This is a genomic window from Microlunatus soli (genome assembly GCF_900105385.1).
Classification (GTDB): Bacteria; Actinomycetota; Actinomycetes; order Propionibacteriales; family Propionibacteriaceae; genus Microlunatus; species Microlunatus soli.
This window is the reverse complement of record NZ_LT629772.1, coordinates 4,581,746-4,599,462: the sequence shown is the minus strand read 5'-3', so window position 1 is coordinate 4,599,462 and position 17,717 is coordinate 4,581,746. Positions and strand designations below refer to the sequence as shown.

Below are 17,717 nucleotides of genomic sequence, written 5' to 3'. Positions count from 1 at the left end.
CCTCTGCTCAGCAGTCGCGGATCTCGGTGCCGGAAACGTCGTTGGCCTCGTCGTTGCCCCAGCCGGACAGGTAGTAGGCCGAGACATACTGTCCGGCCGGTCCGACGTCCGGATCGGTCTTGAGCCACCAGTGGTTGAAGGTACTGTTGTCACCGGTGACCCGACCCCAGACCTTGCAGTACACGTAATTGCTGCCCTCGTTGAGCGTTCCGGTCCGGGTGGTGGAGGTCGGAGAGTCGAAGACCGGGGCGTCGGCGAAGGTGTTCACGAAGTAGTGCGACGGCGGCGGCGTCGTACCGTCGTCGATCTCGGCGGCGCGCGCGATCAGCTCCCGCGCCGTACCTTCGGCCTGGTCGTACCTTTCGGGATAGGCCGACCGCTGGACCTCCTGGGAGACTTCCCCTGCCGTCCAGCCCGGATTCTGTTGATCAACGACGATCGCGCCGGGCAGTGGCGCGTTGCCGTCCAGGAACTTGCCCGTCGCGTAATCCACATTCAGAAGTTGATCAACGGTCCCCCAGCCCATCGAGGGTCGCTGCTGAAACACGCCGACCGAGTCCCGGTCACCGCAATTGAGGTTGTTGGCATGGGATTCGACCCACGCCGTCTCGTACATGGCCAACCGCACCTTGTCGGTCACCTGCCGTTGATCGGCGACGTGTTTCAAGATCACCAGGACGTTGTCATCGGCCTGCGCGGGGATGGCACACTCGACGTGCGGCAGCTCGGTTGCCGGCACGTGGCTACCGCTGTGCGGCTCACCCGGCGCGGCCGCTGCCGCACTCGAACTGCCGACCAGCGGCACCGCCAGCGCGACAGCAACCAACACTCCGACGACCGCGGTCAACCGCCCGGATCGTGATCGCGATCTTGACCGTACTGTAGGAAGCTTCATGATCATCCTGCCTTGTCGAGGAAGTCGGCCAGATCGGCCAGATCGTCACGGAACAGTCCGAGATCGACCAGATGGCCGCCCGGATGCTCGCGTCGGTGGTACGCGACTCCGGCTGCCCGCATCGCCTCGGAGAATTCACGCTGGCTGACGAGCACATGGCTCTCCTGGATCACGTCGGACAACGGCACCCCGGCGTCAGCGGTGCCGGCTGCCAGGAAGACGCGTTTGCCGCGATAGGCATCGAGCTGCTCGATCGGATTGTCCGCGGTGACCAGCGACTCGTTCCACGGAACGCCGTACACGGTGGCGCCGCCGAGCTCGACCGCGGCCGAGGACAGGTTCGCCCAGTGCACCATGGTGCCGTTCTGACTACGCAGACTCGCCGGACCGGAGTGGGCACTGACCGAGGCGAACTCGCCGGGATGCCGTGCGACGTACTTCAGCGCCCCGAAGCCGCCCATCGAATAGCCGGCGACTCCCCTCCCGGAAGCGTCGGCGACGGTCCGGAAATGGGCGTCGATCCACGGCAGCAGTTGCTTGATGTGGAAGGTCTCCCAGTTGCGCGGGCCGACGGCCGACCCGGTCGGGTCGCTGTACCAGCCGGCATGTCCGCCGTCCGGCATCACCACGATCAGCGGAAGGTCGGAGGTCTCGGATCGGATGTCGATGCCCATCCGGCCGTCCCACTGGCGGAAATCGGCATCGGTGCCACCACCGTGCAACAGATACAACACCGGATAGCGCCGGCCACTGGTCTCGTAGTCGGCCGGGACCAGCACGTTGACGCCTGGGTCCCAACCGATCGCGGAGGTGGCGAACCGGTAGTACTTCAGCCGCGGATCATCGGTCCTGCTGTCCACCACCGTCAGGTCGTCGGCGCGTGCGGGCTGCGCGCTGCGCCAGCCGGTGCCGCCGAGGATCGTCGAAGCCAGCGCCGTACCGCCGGCACGTCTCAACATGTCGCGCCGGCTGTGCCGGTCGGCCGTCGGGAATGCCACCCACGAGTCCTCTCGTCCGCATCTCGGCCTTCCCCGAACGGCCTTTCCCGACCCCGCCACGGATTCCAGCATCATCGGCCCGGATCCACAAGTGAATCGGCGAGATCACCGGACGTTACGACCATATTTGCGGCCAGCTGATCGAATCTCGATGAAATCGGTTGCGCGGATGGACCAGCATCCGGTCCGCTCGCCGACCATTGCCGTTCCCCACCTAATCTGGCGGCATGGATTCCTGGGGCAACCCGTTCTGGCCGACCTTGCGGGGCGCCCTGAGCCATCTCGCCGAGGGTGACGAGCGAGCCGTACGATTCGATCCGCGGGTCAACATTTTCGCCGCCCTCCCCGACTCTCCGGGCCCGGATTCCTGGACCGCGCTGGCCGACCTGGTCGGGCCCGGCGGCACTGCAGTGCTGTGCAAGACGAGCCCCGAGGTCCCGGTCGGCTGGACCGTCGAGAACCAGATGTACGGCGTGCAATATTTGTCGGTCCGCACCCCCAACCTCGACGAACCCGACCTCGACGTTGCCGGCCGCGACGATGCCGGCCGCGACGATGCCGGCCGCGACAATGCCGACCTCGACAATTCCGGTCTCTCCCAGATCGTCGAACTCGGCCCGGCCGATGTGCCGGAGATGGCGGCCCTGACCGCGGCTACTCAGCCCGGGCCGTTCCTACCGAGGACGATCGAACAGGGCGGTTTCATCGGGATCCGTGATCATGGTCGGCTGGTTTCGATCGGTGGCTACCGCTGTCAATTGGATGACGCGGTCGAGATCAGCACAGTCTGCACCGCGCCGGAGGCCCGAGGGAAGGGCCATGCCTCGCGGCTGATCCGCGCTCTGGTGCGACGGATCGAGGCATCCGGGCGCCGCGCAATCCTGCACACCGGTGAGGACAACGCGGCCCGCGGGCTGTACGAGAGTCTGGGCTTCGAGCTCGTCGCCAAGCCGGTCTTCACCACCGTCCGGGCCGACCACTGACCCCTCCCTCTCACCCGGCCCGGGCAACGACCCCGTGCGTGCCTGGGATGGGCGCGGTACAGGCCAGGGATGGGCGCGCTCCGGGCCAGGGATGGGCGCCGCAGGGGCGACGGACGACCAGGCGACCAAACGGGCGAGCGACCAGGCGGACGTCTGACCAGACGAAAGCGACGACCGGGCGAAAGTGGCGACCGGGCGAAAGTCGCGACCGGGCGAAAGTGGCGACCGGACGAAAGTGGCGACCGGACGGAAGCGGCGAATGCGGACTGTCAGGACACCGCCAACTCCGCACGATCGCGCCCGACCGACGGAAGGCCGAGATTCTCTCGCAGCGTCGTTCCCCGATAGTCGTCAGCGACCAGACCACGCCGACGCAACTCCGGAAGCAGCCCGGCGACGACGTAGTCATGTTGTTCGTCGTCGCCGAGATCACCGACACTGATGATGTCCAGCACGCCGGCTCGGAACCGTTCCTCGATGGCGTCGGCGATCTGCTCCGGGGCGCCGGAGACCGCCCAGTGCCCGGTGTCCTGCGCCGCGATGATCAACTCCCGCAGTGTGTAGCCCTGCCGGATGTAGTCACTGAAGATCTCCACCCGGCCACGGCGCCCGTTCACCGAGGTGATCTCGGGAATGATCGACTGTGGCACCGGCTGATCAAGAGACAGGTCGGCCAGATCGACTCCGCCGCCCAGCATGTCGGCTACTCGTTGCCGGCCATGATCGAAGTCGATCCGCTCGGCACGTTGGGCGATCTTGCGTTGCGCCTCGGCCTCGGTCGCGCCGTACGTCACATGCAGCGAACTGAAGATCAACGGCAGACCGGACGGACGGCCATGGGCTGCGGCGGCCTTCCTGATCTTGGACGCGTAGCGCTGCGCGACGTCCAGGGTCGGCAACGAGGTGAACACGGCCTCGGCGAACCGGGCCCCGAGCGCCACTCCGGCATCGGATTGTCCGGCTTGGAAGAGCACCGGCCGCCCCTGCGGTAGTGGCGGGATGTTGAACGGGCCCGCGACATCGAAGTGCTCGCCGTGGTGATCGATCGGCACCACCTTGTCGGCGTCCAGCACCGCATGCCCGTCCGGACCCGCGACCAACGATCCCGGTGTCCAGCTGTCCCACAGCGCGCTGGCCACCTCGAGCACCTCGGCCGCCCGGGCATAGCGCTGCTCCGGGCTGGGCAACGCGGTCCCGTAGTTCTCCTCACCGACCGATGAGGTGACGAGGTTCCAGGCCGCGCGGCCGTTGCTGACATGATCAAGAGTGCCGAACATCCGGGCCAGGTTGAACGGATGATGAAAGGTGCTGGTGACGGTGGCGATCAGACCGATCCGGGAGGTGATGCCGGCGAGAGCAGCCATGAAGATCATCGGCTCCTGGTTGCCGATCGGACCTTGATCACCGAAGCGCAGCAGGTCAGCGGTGAACAGGGCGTCGACGCGTGCGACCTCGGCCCGCTGGGCGATCTTGGTCGCGTGGTCGATCGTCGACCGGCCCGGATCGACTGCCTGGTCATAGATCTCCAGCCCCTGGCCGCCGGCTCCGGCCACGGTCCCCAGCGTGCGGTTCTGTGCAAGGGTCATCGTCAGCTTCCTTTCTGGCGGCGTACCTCGGCATTTCCTAGTGCAATGGTAGGCAATAGGGGTGCACGACGTCCCCGCCGACCGCATCGCGATACGCCGCACCATCTCGCGCCGCTGTCGCCGATCAAAGCCGTTGCATGGTCGAGGGCGCTCCGTCAGTGTTGAACGTCGGCATGAGGAGGTTGCGAACACGATGAAGCTGGCAGAGGCACTAGCCGTGCGGTCCGACGCACAGAAGCGACTCGAGCAGTTGAAGGCTCGGGCGATCGGCTGTGCGCGCTATCAGGAAGGTGAGCCGCCGACGGAGGATCCGGCAGAGCTGCATCGTGAGGCGTTGGCGGTGATCGACGAGATCGAGAGGCTGGTCCGCCGGATCAACCGGACCAATGCGGCGACCGAGCTCGAACCGGGCCTGACGATCACCGACGCGATCGCGCGACGGGACGCTCTGTCGGCCAAACACAGGTTGGCCGGTGGTCTCGCCGATGCCGCCGCCGGTCGATCCTCCGACGAGTACGGTTGGGGACGACAGCTGCGATCCGAGCTGCGCTACGTCACCGACCTGCCGGTGTCGGAATTGCGCCGCGACGCAGATCGGCTGGCTCAGCAGTATCGCGAGCTGGACATCCGGCTCCAGGAAGCCAACTGGGCGACCGAACTACTGGAATGATCGACCGGGAGCCGGGCCGAGTCGGTAGCCGGATCGCATGAGGCGAGCATCAAGCCGCGCATCGGCGGTCAATCCGGTGCATCTTTCCACCAGAAAGTGCGAGGGGCAGCACATCCGGGACACCGGTCACCGGGCAGCCTCGTATCGGGCACATGTGACCGAGCACTTCGTACGGTGCACAACCAGATGCTGATCATCGATCCGGTGAGGGCGGGTCAGGGGCCTCGGCCCGGCTCCCACACAGGCGGTCCCCGGTCTCGGCAGCCGGTTCTGAGCGTCGCAGGTAACACTCAGGCCGCTTCGGAATAGGGAGCGGCTCGAGTCGCCGGGGATCGGCCCCGACCGCGGACAGGCGGATCGCGCTGCGGATCGGGGTTGTCGCCCTGCGGATCAGGAGCCTCGGGCGGTACGGGATCGCGAAGCATCCCGAACACCGCATCAACGCACGATCGGAGTTCGAACCCGGCCCCGCCGCCGACGGCGCGGATCGTGGTCGCTGGTTCGTCGTCGAGACCACGGACATGATCAACAAGCCGGCGTTGATGGATCAGTTCCGACGTCAATCGCTCCGCACTCATCAGCGGCCAGCCCTGTTCGGGCAGCAGTGTGCCGTCGGGCAACGTGAACCGCCAGCCGGTGCCGGCTGAACGTGCCGCCGGATAATCCGCGTCCGGTGATCGGTCGATGGTGATTCCCCCTCGTGGACGGCGACGTGGTGGAAGCGGCAGAGCAGCAGAAGATTGTCCAGGTCCGTCCTCCCCTCGTCCGCCCAGCTGACCCGGTGGTGCGCTTCGAGGTGACGATCTTGGTGACATCCCGGAAACTGACAGCACTGATCGCGGACCATCAGCGCCCGCCGCTGGCGCCGGGACACCAGTCGGCGGCTCCTGCCGAGAGCGAGGACGTCGCCATGGCGGTCGACGATCACGCCGAGCACCGAGCCGGAACAGGCGTGGCGTGCGGCAGTCTCCGGCTCAGCCGGGCCACGCCCTCGAACCGTGCAGACCTGATCACCGATCCAGCCACTGCCGGCACGCTGCGGAGTCGACGCCGGACCAGGGATCTCGTGTGGCTCATCTCCCATTGGACGGGCCGAATCACCGAACGCCCCGGCGGGAACGTCCGTGGCTGCCGACAACCCCACGGCAACGTCCCCACCCGCCAACGACCCCACGGCAACGTCCCCACCCGCCAACGACCCCACGGCAACGTCCCCACCCGCCAACGACCCCACGGGAACGTCCCCGCATGCCGCCAACTCTCCGACCTCCGACGCCTCCGCGGGAACCTTACTGGCGGTCCCTACTCGGATCGAGCCGAGCTGCTCGGCGGCGAACTCCATGACGACCAGGCTGCGGTCTTCCCCTGACTCGTCGTGGGTGACGGCCGTGTTGAGGTAGTGCCGACAGATGTCCAGGAACGCGTCGGCATTGGTGTACGGCGGGGTTGTGTCGGGTTCGACCGATCGAGCACCGGGGTCGCACGAGGTTTGTGGTGTGGGCGGCGGCTTGTTGAGATCCCGGGCTCGCTGGATGGCGGCATCGACGAGGGCTGCTTCGTCGTTGGGCAATCGGCCGGACACACCGGTGTATTCGCCTCCGTCCCGCGCGATCAGTTGAAACCGTCGTCGCTCCTGCTCGCGCAGCCGCAATCCTGCAGCCGTTCGAAAGGCAGCGATCGTCCTCGCCAGTTGCGATGCTGTCGAGTACCTGGCCAAGCTGCAGAGCCGTGCCTCGTCGACCATGCCTGCCAGGCGACTGATCTCCCGCACCTTGGAATAGGACAATTCACCACGCCGGAAGGAAGCTGTGACCGTAGGCATTCGACGCATCGCTCGCGCTACCCGGACGTGCTCCCGAGCGGTGCCGGGCGCCATCGAGCAGGACCAGGCGAGCCAGTGCGCCATCGACTTCATCCCCCGCATCCAACTCCAGCCCGCACCCGCATCGAACTCTCCGACGAACTCCAGCAGCTGACAGCTTGCCTTGGCCTGCTCCGCGGCACTGGCGCAGATCTTGCCGGCCAACAGTTCAGCCGCCGTGCGATCCAGCGGTGGCGGTCCCTCGCCCCGCGTTGTTGTCGATCCCGACGTCGTTGTCGTCGTCATCACTCCCCCCGAGCATCTTGAGTCCCTGTGGGCTCCAGCGACTCCTTCCTCGACCTCTGTGTCGACCGCGATACCGCTGCCGACATGTGTCGTCGGATCTCACGCCGATTCCTGGCCCGAGTCGCCGCCAGCCGAGGCGGTCGATCCGGCGCGACGGCCGACCCCACGAGACAGTCGTCCCGACGAGAGCATCACTGCAACCCGAGAACAACGCTAGAAGGCGGCTCCGACAATTTCGCGGGGCGAGGTTCCGGAGCCGATCGCAGGCACCATTCCGGCGCGTCACAGCCAGGACCTCGGAGGGCATCACTCCGGTGTCTCAACCGCGGATTGCGAAGGGCGCCGGCTGCATTCCACCGGGACCTCGAAAGGGGCTCTCAGGTTCGGTTTAAGTCACGTGCTTGACTTATATCCCGCGAGTGACTGTACTGGCATGACTCGGGTCATCGACAAAGCGACAGAGGAGCACCGTGAGCATCTGCCCGGTCACCGGCCAGACATCAGCAGGACATCCCGAAACAACCTCGAGCAGCCTTGACGCTCCCCTGAGCTATCCGTTGGAACGTCCCGGACCGCTCGAACCACCAGCCGAGTGGGAGACGCTGCGACAGGAGTGTCCGGTTGCTCCGATCACCTTCCCCAGCGGCGATCCGGCTGTCCTGCTGACCCGCTATGACGACGTACGACAGGTGTTGTCCGATCCACGATTCTCCCGGGTCGGCGAAGGTTCGGCCAAGATCACCAACAGCGAGACCGGCGGGGTCTTCAACAGGTCGACCGCGAGTCCGCTGCCGCAGACCGGCGAAGGTCACCAGCAGTGGCGGCGGATGTTGAGCAAGTGGTTCACCGCCAAGCGAATGGCAGCGTTGAAGCCGGCGATCGCGGCAATGGCGGACCGATTGATCGACGACATGATCAAGAACGGGCCGAATCAGGACGACAGCCGGACTGATCCTGGCAACAGCGTTGATCCCGGCGACGCGGTCGATCTGAAGGCGGCGCTCGGATTTCCGTTGCCTGTCTGGGTGATCTGTATGTTGCTGGGCGTACCGGACTCCGACCGGGACCGGTTCTCGCACTGGTCCGACGCGTTCCTCAATCTTGATCGCTTCACCGATGACGAGGTCGCCACGGCACGCCAGGAGTTCCACACCTACCTCCTCGGACACGTCCGGAGCAAGCGTGCCGACCCGGGTGATGACGTGCTCGGGACCATGATCACCGACGCGCGGGCTGCCGGGACCGAGCTGTCGGACGAGATGCTCGTCGCGACCGGGCTCGGGTTGTTGGTCGCCGGTCATGAGACCACCGCCAACATGATCGGCAAAATGACGGCGATGCTGTTGTCGGACCGGACCCGGTGGGAGCAGCTGGTCGCCGATCCGTCCATGATCAGGACCGCCGTTGAGGAGGTGCTCCGGATGGACACCAACCTCGGCTTCGGCATGCCCCGCTACCTGACCGAGGAGGTGGAGCTCTCTGCTGCCGCTGTGCCGGCGAACACGACCGTCATCTGTGACATGTCGGCTGCCAACCGCGACCAGCAGATCTTTACCGACGGCGACACGATGGATCTGACCCGGAGCCCCAATCCCCATCTCACGTTCGGCGCCGGCCCGCATTCCTGCCTCGGACAGATGCTGGCTCGTACCGAGTTGCAGACCGTGCTGGAGGTCATGGTGCGGCGATTGCCGAGCCTGGAGTTGGCGGTGCCGACCGATCAGCTGCAACCGATCACGGGCCTGATCGTCGGAGGGCTGCAGACGGTCCCGGTCCGGTGGTGACCGTGACACCCGGCGTGCGGTCCCGCGGCAAGCAGTCGCAGGAGCGTGCCCGGGACACTCAGGAAAGCATCCTGATCACCGCCGAGCGGCTGTTCGCCGAGCGTGGCGTCTGGGCGGTGTCCAACCGGCAGATCAGTGATGCCGCCGGGCAAGGCAACAATGCTGCCGTCGGATATCACTTCGGCACCAAGCACGACCTGATTCGCGCGATTCTGCGTCGGCACGCCGCAGAGATCGAGACCATCCGCCGAGAGATGGTCGCCGCTGTCGACGACCGCACTGACGTACGGCAGTGGGCCGAGTGCCTGGTGCTGCCGCAGGCCCGCCATCTTGCGGCAATGGGCGGTCCCACCTGGTTCGCGCGGTTCGCCGCGCAACTGATGACCGATCCCGGACTGCGTCCGATGATCGTCGAGGACTCCCTGGATTCGCCGGTGCTGCAGGAGATCCTGATCAACCTGGGTCGGGCGTTGGGACCGTTGCCGGCGGCCGTCCGGATCGAACGGGCGGACATGACCCGGCAGCTGATGGTGCACATGTTCGCCGAACGCGAGCGGGCGGTGGCCGACGGCGACCCGACCGCGCGACCCGACTGGGAGGCTGCCGCGACCGGTCTGGTCGACGGCCTGGTCGGTGTCTGGACCGCGCCGGTGACACCGGTCCGCCGTTCGGGCCGGCGACCACGGAGGCTCTCGGGAGGCGATCGATGATCTTGACCGGAGCGACCGTGTTGATCATCGGAGCGGGTGCCGCCGGATTCGGCACGGCCGAAGCACTGCGGCGATCCGGTCACACCGGGCGGATCATCGTGCTGGGTGCGGAGCGGCACGCCCCCTATGATCGGCCGCCGCTGTCCAAGCAGGTGTTGTCCGGCGCCTGGGAGCCCGAACGGGCCCGGCTGCGCACGGCCGAGCAGTTGCGTCAGCTGGATGCGGAGCTGCTGCTGGATGACGCGGCAGCCGGCCTGGACAGCGAGCGGCATCGGGTGACGACCACCGCCGGGCGCCGGCTGTCCGGCGATGCGGTCGTGATCGCGACCGGTGTCAGCCCCCGCGAGTTGCCAGGACTGACCGGGATCGACGGCGTGCAAGGTTTCCGATCCCTCGACGATGCACTGGTGCTACGCGACAACCTCCAGGACGCACGACATCTGGTCGTGCTCGGCGACGGGGTGCTCGGTGCCGAGATCGCTGCCTCGGCCCGTTCGCAGGGCGCCGACGTCACGCTGGTCGGTCCGCAGACCGCACCGTTGTCCTGGCAACTCGGCCCACTGGTCGGCGAGGAGTTGGCTGCCGTGCATCACGAGCACGGCGTACGGCTGCGGCCGGGGCGACAGCTGGACCGGGTGATCACCCGGCACCAGCGGGTGACCGGAATCGTGTTGGACGACGGTGAGCACCTGCCGGCCGACCTGATCGTCGTCGCGGCCGGATCGACGCCGAACACCGGATGGCTCGCCGACAGCGGACTCGAGCTCGATGATCATGATCGTAGTGTCCGGTGCGATGCCGCCTGCCGTGCCGCCGAGGACATCTACGCCGTCGGGGACGTCGCCCGATGGCACCATCGGGGACTCGGCCGGTCGATCCGGTTGGAGAATCGGACCAACGCCGGTGAGCAGGCGCTCGCCGTTGCACAGAATCTGATCACGGCCGGCGAGCCGGCGCCGTACCGGCCGGTGCCGTACTTCTGGACCGACCAGTTCGAGATCAAGATCCAGGCCTACGGTCTGCCCAGCCCGCGTGCCGCAGTCACGATGCTCGACGGTGATCTTGACCGACGACGGTTCCTCCTGCAGTACACCGAGGACGACCGGGTGACGGCCGTCGTCGGCTGCAACATGCCCAAGCAGACCCGCCAGCATCGGCGACTGGTCCTGGAGTCCTTCCGCGATCAGCCGGCGCCGGCGATCGCATGATCATCTGATCATCGACCGGCGCTGCCCACCCCGACACAGAACCGACACCCGTCTGGAGATTTCACCATGACGACCACCCCGACAACCCGCACCGACGGCGTACTGAGCTACCCGGCTGCTCGCGCGACCGGCTGTCCGCTGGACCCGGCACCGGCGTTGGCCGATCTGCAACGACACGGCCGGCTGACCAGGGTCCGGCTGTCCGACGGCCAGACTCCGTGGCTGGTCACCCGCTACGACGATCAACGAACGCTGCTCGCCGACTCCCGGATGAGTTCCGAAGCCGGCCGTCCCGGCTACCCGTCGCCGGCTGCCACGCAGGAAGCCGCGCAGCAGGAAGCCGGGCAGGACGGCGACGGCCAACAGGGCAGCAAGATCAGCTTCATCCTGATGGACGATCCGGAGCACGCCCGGTTGCGGCGGATGGTGACCGCACCGTTCATGGTCAAACGGGTGCGGGCGATGCGACCGCGGATCCAGCAGCTGGTCGACGAGCTGATCGATCGGATGCTGGCCGGTCCGCGGCCGGTGGATCTGGTGCAGGCCTTCGCACTGCCGTTGCCGTCGTTGGTCATCTGCGAACTGCTCGGCGTGCCGTACGACGATCATGACTTCTTCCAGGAGAACAGTCGGACGATCGTCACCATCTCCGATGACCGCACAGCCGGCCGGACCGCGATGGGCAACCTCACCCGGTATCTGTCCGACCTGCTGACCACGAAGATGGAGCAGCCGGGCGACGACCTGCTGTCCGGGCTGGTGGAACGGATCCGGGCCGGCGAACTCACGGTGGACGAGGCAGCACAGATGGGCATGCTGCTGCTCCTGGCGGGACACGAGACGACGGCGAACATGATCGCGCTCGGCACACTTGCGCTGCTGCAACATCCCGATCAGCTCGCCCTGCTCCGCGACTCCGGCGACCCGCAGATCGCGATCTCGGCGACCGAGGAGCTGCTGCGCTACCTGCACATCACGCACAACGGACGGCGGCGCGTTGCGACCGCGGACATCGAGTTCGCCGGCGAGATCATCCGGGCCGGCGACGGTGTGATCTTCCCCGGCGAGATCGGCAATCGCGATCCGGAGGCGTTCGAACGGCCCGATGATCTTGATCTGACCCGCGACGCACGCCGACATGTCGCCTTCGGCTTCGGAGTCCATCAGTGCCTCGGTCAGCCGCTGGCCCGTGCCGAGCTGCAGATCGTCTACAGCACCCTGTACCGGCGGATCCCCGGTCTGGCGCTGGCCGCCGACCCAGCCACTCTCGATTTCAAACACGACGCTGCCGTCTACGGTGTGCGCGCTCTCCCGGTCACCTGGTGACCACGAAAGGAACTCATGAAGATCAGCATCGATCAGGACAAGTGCGTCGCATCGGGACAATGTGTGGTCGCGGCCGAGGCCGTCTTCGATCAGCGTGAGGAGGACGGCATCGTCGTCCTGCTGGAGGAGAACCCGCCGCCGGAGATCGCCGATGACGTCCGGCAGGCCGCCATCCTGTGCCCGGCGATGGCGATCACTGTCGAGGACTGACCCGGTTGCTGGCAGGATGCCCTGGTGAGTGCCGCACACCAGTCCTTGATCTACATCTTCCGTGGTGGCGATGAGTTGCCGCGGCAGGTGTTGTTGGGCGAAAAGCTGCGGGGATTCGGGCGCGGCAACGTGATGGGCCCGGGTGGTCATCGCGAGGACGGCGAGACCGATCGGGAAGCTGCGATCCGGGAGCTCGGCGAGGAGACCGGGGTGATCGCCGCAGCAGCCGACGTCGAGCAGGTTGCGACCCTGACGTTCCGGTTCCCGGCCGATCCGACGTCCGACGCGATCGTCAGCGTCTTCACGGCTGCCACCTGGACCGGCACCGTCCGGGCCAGCGACGAGCTCGCACCGCAGTGGTACGACGTGGATGCGATCCCGCTGGATCGGATGTGGGACGACGATCGTTACTGGCTGCCCAGGATTCTCGCCGGTGAGCGGTTGACGGCCGAGTTCAGCTACGACGACGCCGGCACCCGGGTGGTCTCACACCGGATCACCCCCACCCACCCGACTGATCCTGCACCCCCGATCAGCCCGTGACAGTTGTACGGGTCCGAACCTGACACACGGCGTACCCGGTCAGCCGTCGTACTGCCTAGCGTTCATGATCATGAACAGCATCAGCAGTGAGACGTCGCCGATCACCACGACCACCGAAGCAACGGTACGAGGCGGGGCGGCGGCGAGGCGGATCCGGCGGGCGGTGACGATCCTGATCGCCGTCCTGGTCGCGATGATCGACTGGGTGATCTGCACTCAGCTGGTCGGGCTGGACCTGATGGTCGACCAGGGGGCCGGACCGACGCCGGTCAATCCGCTTCTTGTCGGGCTAGCACCGGTCCTGTCCGGGCTCAGCGGATGGGCGTTGTTGGCGATCCTGGAACGCATCAACCGTCGGCGCGGCCCGACGATCTGGATGATCATCGCGATCGTGGTTGCCGTGCTGTCCTGCTGGAGCCCATGGGCGATGGCGCTGTCGGTGTCGATTGCCGTCGCGCTGACCTCGATGCACGTCCTGGTCGGCGCCACCGTGATCATCGGGATGATGATCAGCGGGGCGCGCCGACCCTGACCGGCCGGCTCAGCCGCGGGTGAGGCGGCGGTGCGTGGTGCGGTGCGGACGAGCGGCCTCGGCACCGAGGCGATCGATCTTGTTGGCCTCGTAGTCCTCGAAGTTGCCCTCGAACCAGTACCACTGGGCCGGGTCCTCGTCGGTGCCCTCCCAGGCCAGGATGTGGGTCGCGACCCGGTCCAGGAACCACCGGTCGTGGGAGACGACGACGGCACAGCCCGGGAATTCCAGCAGCGCATCTTCCAATGACTGCAGGGTTTCCACGTCCAGGTCGTTGGTCGGCTCGTCGAGCAGCAGCAAGTTGCCGCCCATCTTGAGGGTGAGTGCCAGGTTGAGCCGGTTGCGTTCGCCGCCGGACAGCACGCCGGCCGGCTTCTGCTGGTCCGGGCCCTTGAAGCCGAACGATGCCACGTAGGCCCGGGACGGCACCTCGTAGTTGGCGACCTTGATGAAGTCCAGACCGTCCGAGACGACCTCCCAGACGTTCTTCTTCGGGTCGAGTCCGCCGCGGCCCTGGTCGACGTAGGAGATCGAGACCGTGCTGCCCAGCTTGAGGGTGCCGCCGTCGGGGGTCTCCTCGCCGGTGATCATCCGGAACAGTGTCGACTTGCCGACGCCGTTCGGGCCGACGATGCCGACGATGCCGGCCCGCGGCAGCGAGAACGACAGACCGTTGAACAGCGTCCGGTCCTCGAAGCCCTTGACCAGCTTGTCCACGTCCAGCACCTGGTTGCCCAGCCGCGGACCCGGCGGGATGTTGATCTCCTCGAAGTCCAGCTTCTTGGCCCGCTCAGCCTCGGCGGCCATCTCCTCATAACGCGCCAGCCGGGCCCGGTTCTTGGCCTGCCGGGCCTTGGGGTTGGAGCGCACCCACTCCAGTTCCTGCTCCAGGATCTTGGCCCGCTTGGCGTCCTTGCGGCCTTCCAGCTGCAGCCGGGAGCGCTTGGTCTCCAGATAGGTGGAGTAGTTGCCCTCGTACGGGTAGGTCCGACCGCGGTCGAGCTCGAGGATCCATTCCGCGACCTGATCCAGGAAGTACCGGTCGTGGGTGACGGCCAGGACGGCGCCGGGGTAGGTCTTCAGGTGGCTCTGCAGCCACAGCACCGACTCAGCGTCCAGGTGGTTGGTCGGCTCGTCCAACAGCAGCAGATCGGGCTGCTGCAGCAGCAGTTTGCACAGCGCGACCCGGCGTCGCTCACCACCGGACAGCACGTCGACGATCGCATCTCCCGGCGGACAGCGCAGCGCGTCCATCGCCTGCTCCAGCTGGGAGTCGACCTCCCAGGCCTCGCGCCGGTCCAACTCGGTCTGCAGGTCGCCCATCTCGGCCAGCAGCGCGTCGTAGTCGGCGTCGGGGTTGGCCAGCTCCTCGGAGATCTCGTTGAAGCGGGCGAGCATCTGCTTGGTCTCACCGACGGCCTCTTCGACGTTCTCCAGGACGGTGGTGCCCTCGGTCAACGGCGGCTCCTGCATCAGGATGCCGACCGAGGCGTCCTTGGCCAGCCGCGCGTCTCCGTTGTTGGGCTGCTCGATACCGGCCATCAGCTTGAGCAGGGTCGACTTGCCCATGCCGTTCGGGCCGACGACGCCGATCTTGGCGCCGGGCAGGAAATCCAGCGTGACGTTGTCCAGGATGACCTTGTCACCCAACGCCTTGCGGACGTTCTGCAGCTGGAAAATGAATTCGGCCATGTTCTGGCGGTCCCCTTCTGCTCGCGAGCATCCCCAACGCTATCGGGATCGACGGTCCCGACAAATCCGGGCCACGAGAACCTCCGACGGCGTGCGGGCAGGTGCTGCACTCGGTCGGCGGACCGGTCTCGGGTATCTTGACGTCAAGGCATTCAACAATCGCATCGTTCAGGCACCGATCCGACAGTTCAGGAGTCAGGCGAACCATGGAAGCGTCACCCAGCGCCACGATCATCTACACCCACACCGACGAGGCGCCGCTGTTGGCGACCTACTCGTTCCTGCCGATCATCCAGGCCTATGCATCCAAGGCCGGGGTCCAGGTCGAGACGCGGGACATCTCGCTGTCCGGGCGGATCATCTCCCAGTTCCCGGACCGCCTGACCGCGGAGCAGCGGCAGCCGGACGCGCTGGCCGAGCTGGGCGAACTGGCCGAGCGGCCGGAGGCCAACATCATCAAGCTGCCCAACGTGTCGGCCTCGATCCCCCAGCTGAAGGCTGCCATCAAGGAACTCCAGGATCAGGGCTACGACCTGCCCGACTACCCGGAGAGCGCGCAGTCGGCCGAGGATCGCGAGATCCAGGCCAAGTACGACGCCGTCAAGGGCTCTGCGGTCAACCCGGTGCTGCGGCAGGGCAACTCCGACCGCCGGGCGCCCGCGTCGGTGAAGAACTACGCCAAGGCCCACCCGCATCGGATGGGCGCCTGGAGCGCCGATTCCAAGACCCGGGTCGCCACCATGGGCCACGACGACTTCCGCTCCAACGAGCAGTCGGTGGTCCTGGAGGCCGACGACACCTTGACGATCGAGCATGTCGCCGCCGACGGCACGGTGACTGTGCTGAAGGAGAAGCTGCCGGTGCTGGCCGGCGAGGTGGTGGACGGCACCTTCCTCAGCGTCAGCGCGCTGGAAGCCTTCCTGGCCGAGCAGATCGCCGCGGCCAAGGCCGACGACGTGCTGTTCTCGCTGCATCTGAAGGCCACCATGATGAAGGTCTCGGACCCGATCATCTTCGGCCACGCCGTCAAGACCTTCCTGCCGGCGCTGTTCGAGAAGTACGGCGAGGAGCTCGCCTCGGCCGGCATCTCGGCCAACGACGGGCTCGGCTGGGTGCTCAGCGCCGCGGAGAAGTTGCCCGACGGCGAGGCGATCAAGAAGCTGGTCGCCGACGGTCTCGCGTCCGGCCCGAAGCTGGCGATGGTCGACTCCGACCGTGGCATCAGCAACCTGCACGTGCCGTCCGACGTGATCGTGGACGCCTCGATGCCGGCCATGATCAGGATCGGCGGTCACATGTGGGGCCCGGAGGGCGAGGAAGCCGACACCCTGGCGGTGATCCCCGACTCCAGCTACGCCGGCGTCTACCAGACTGTGATCGAGGACTGCAAGGCCAACGGCGCCTTCGACCCGGCCACCATGGGTTCGGTGCCGAACGTCGGCCTGATGGCGCAGAAGGCCGAAGAATACGGCTCACACGACAAGACCTTCGAGGCCCCAGCCGACGGCACCATCCGGGTGGTCGACAGCGCCGGCAACGAGTTGATCAAGCACGAGGTCCGGACCGGTGACATCTGGCGGGCCTGCCAGACCAAGGACGCTCCGATCAAGGACTGGGTCAAGCTCGCCGTCACCCGGGCCAAGGCCAGTGGCGCGCCGGCGATCTTCTGGCTGGACGAGGGCCGGGCCCACGACGCCAATCTGATCAAGAAGGTGAACACCTACCTGGCCGAGCTGGACACCGACGGCCTGGAGATCAAGATCATGGCGCCGGCCGAGGCGACGGCGTACTCGCTGGAGCGGATCCGCAAGGGCGAGGACACCATCTCGGTGACCGGCAACGTGCTGCGTGACTACAACACCGACCTGTTCCCGATCCTGGAGCTGGGCACGTCGGCCAAGATGCTGTCGGTGGTGCCGCTGATGGCCGGCGGCGGTCTCTTCGAGACCGGTGCCGGTGGTTCGGCGCCGAAGCACGTGCAGCAGCTGGTGAAGGAGAACTACCTGCGCTGGGACAGCCTCGGCGAGTTCTTCGCCCTGGCCGCCAGCTTCGAGCACCTGGCCGGATTTGCCGACAACGCACGGGCCCAGGTGCTGGCCGACACCCTGGACCGGGCCACCGGCACCTTCCTCAATGAGGACAAGTCACCGACCCGGCGGGTCGGCGGGATCGACAACCGCGGCTCGCATTACTATCTGGCGCGCTACTGGGCGCAGGAGCTGGCCGAGCAGACCGAGGATGCCGAGCTGGCTGCGGCCTTCAAACCGTTGGCCGAGACGCTCGCCGGTCAGGAGGAGACGATCGTCGGTGAGCTGAACGGCGTCCAGGGCTCCCCCGCCGACATCGGTGGCTACTACCGTCCGGACGACGAACTGGCCGCGAAGGTGATGCGGCCGTCCAAGACGCTGAACGAGGCGATCGCTTCGCTGTAAGGGATCTCGGAAGGTCGTTACTACGGTCCTTCGACAACCTC

The 17,717-nt window shown here is 66.7% G+C and carries 15 protein-coding genes; 10 read left to right on the top strand and 5 right to left on the bottom strand.

The features are described 5' to 3' along the window. Positions 1-7: 7 nt before the first annotated feature. Both BLU38_RS21015 and BLU38_RS21010 read right to left on the bottom strand, forming a co-directional pair. Entirely contained in the window at positions 8-847 is an 840-nt protein-coding gene (locus tag BLU38_RS21015; RefSeq protein WP_157683599.1) for a hypothetical protein, read from the bottom strand. Positions 848-897: 50 nt separating this feature from the next. Next, positions 898-1,893, bottom strand: a complete 996-nt coding sequence (locus tag BLU38_RS21010; protein WP_269458130.1) for an alpha/beta hydrolase — start codon at positions 1,891-1,893, stop codon at positions 898-900. A 227-nt stretch (positions 1,894-2,120) separates the two neighbouring features. Here BLU38_RS21010 and BLU38_RS21005 point away from each other — a divergent pair, with 227 nt between their 5' ends. Beyond that, positions 2,121-2,876 carry a GNAT family N-acetyltransferase gene (locus BLU38_RS21005; RefSeq protein WP_091527365.1) on the top strand — a complete coding sequence of 252 codons (756 nt, stop codon included), beginning with the start codon at positions 2,121-2,123 and terminating at the stop codon, positions 2,874-2,876. Between the two features lie 269 nt (positions 2,877-3,145). Here the strand turns inward: BLU38_RS21005 and BLU38_RS21000 are convergent, their stop codons facing one another. After that, the gene (locus BLU38_RS21000; protein WP_091527364.1) at positions 3,146-4,462 is read right to left on the bottom strand and encodes an NtaA/DmoA family FMN-dependent monooxygenase; all 1,317 of its coding nucleotides are present in this window, start codon (positions 4,460-4,462) and stop codon (positions 3,146-3,148) included. 193 nt (positions 4,463-4,655) lie between these two features. Here BLU38_RS21000 and BLU38_RS20995 point away from each other — a divergent pair, with 193 nt between their 5' ends. After that, complete coding sequence (locus tag BLU38_RS20995) at positions 4,656-5,132, top strand: DIP1984 family protein (protein WP_091527363.1); 477 nt, start codon at positions 4,656-4,658, stop codon at positions 5,130-5,132. 577 nt (positions 5,133-5,709) lie between these two features. Here BLU38_RS20995 and BLU38_RS32400 read toward each other — a convergent pair. After that, entirely contained in the window at positions 5,710-7,239 is a 1,530-nt protein-coding gene (locus BLU38_RS32400) for an HNH endonuclease signature motif containing protein (RefSeq protein WP_157683598.1), read from the bottom strand. Between the two features lie 470 nt (positions 7,240-7,709). Between BLU38_RS32400 and BLU38_RS20980 the strand changes: the two genes are divergently transcribed. The 7 genes from BLU38_RS20980 (at position 7,710) to BLU38_RS20950 (ending at position 13,552) form a co-directional block, all read left to right on the top strand. Then, the gene (locus tag BLU38_RS20980; protein ID WP_231919962.1) at positions 7,710-9,023 is read left to right on the top strand and encodes a cytochrome P450; all 1,314 of its coding nucleotides are present in this window, start codon (positions 7,710-7,712) and stop codon (positions 9,021-9,023) included. A gap of 2 nt (positions 9,024-9,025) precedes the next feature. Further along, positions 9,026-9,733: a TetR/AcrR family transcriptional regulator gene (locus BLU38_RS20975; RefSeq protein ID WP_197680255.1), complete on the top strand. Its 708-nt coding sequence runs from the start codon at positions 9,026-9,028 to the stop codon at positions 9,731-9,733. Beyond that, positions 9,730-10,941, top strand: coding sequence for an NAD(P)/FAD-dependent oxidoreductase (locus BLU38_RS20970; RefSeq protein WP_091527360.1), 1,212 nt, complete (start codon positions 9,730-9,732; stop codon positions 10,939-10,941). Before BLU38_RS20975 ends, BLU38_RS20970 begins: the two co-directional genes overlap by 4 nt. Before the next feature lie 66 nt (positions 10,942-11,007). Beyond that, positions 11,008-12,267 (top strand): cytochrome P450, encoded by a 1,260-nt coding sequence (locus BLU38_RS20965; protein ID WP_091527359.1) that lies wholly within the window; start codon positions 11,008-11,010, stop codon positions 12,265-12,267. Positions 12,268-12,282: 15 nt separating this feature from the next. Then, the gene (locus BLU38_RS20960; protein ID WP_091527358.1) at positions 12,283-12,477 is read left to right on the top strand and encodes a ferredoxin; all 195 of its coding nucleotides are present in this window, start codon (positions 12,283-12,285) and stop codon (positions 12,475-12,477) included. Between the two features lie 24 nt (positions 12,478-12,501). Next, positions 12,502-13,020: an 8-oxo-dGTP diphosphatase gene (locus BLU38_RS20955; protein WP_157683597.1), complete on the top strand. Its 519-nt coding sequence runs from the start codon at positions 12,502-12,504 to the stop codon at positions 13,018-13,020. A gap of 70 nt (positions 13,021-13,090) precedes the next feature. Next, the gene (locus BLU38_RS20950; RefSeq protein WP_157683596.1) at positions 13,091-13,552 is read left to right on the top strand and encodes a DUF6069 family protein; all 462 of its coding nucleotides are present in this window, start codon (positions 13,091-13,093) and stop codon (positions 13,550-13,552) included. Between the two features lie 9 nt (positions 13,553-13,561). Here the strand turns inward: BLU38_RS20950 and ettA are convergent, their stop codons facing one another. Further along, positions 13,562-15,244, bottom strand: a complete 1,683-nt coding sequence (gene ettA, locus BLU38_RS20945) for an energy-dependent translational throttle protein EttA (protein ID WP_091527355.1) — start codon at positions 15,242-15,244, stop codon at positions 13,562-13,564. A 206-nt stretch (positions 15,245-15,450) separates the two neighbouring features. Between ettA and BLU38_RS20940 the strand changes: the two genes are divergently transcribed. Further along, positions 15,451-17,676: an NADP-dependent isocitrate dehydrogenase gene (locus tag BLU38_RS20940; protein ID WP_091527354.1), complete on the top strand. Its 2,226-nt coding sequence runs from the start codon at positions 15,451-15,453 to the stop codon at positions 17,674-17,676. Positions 17,677-17,717: the final 41 nt, after the last annotated feature.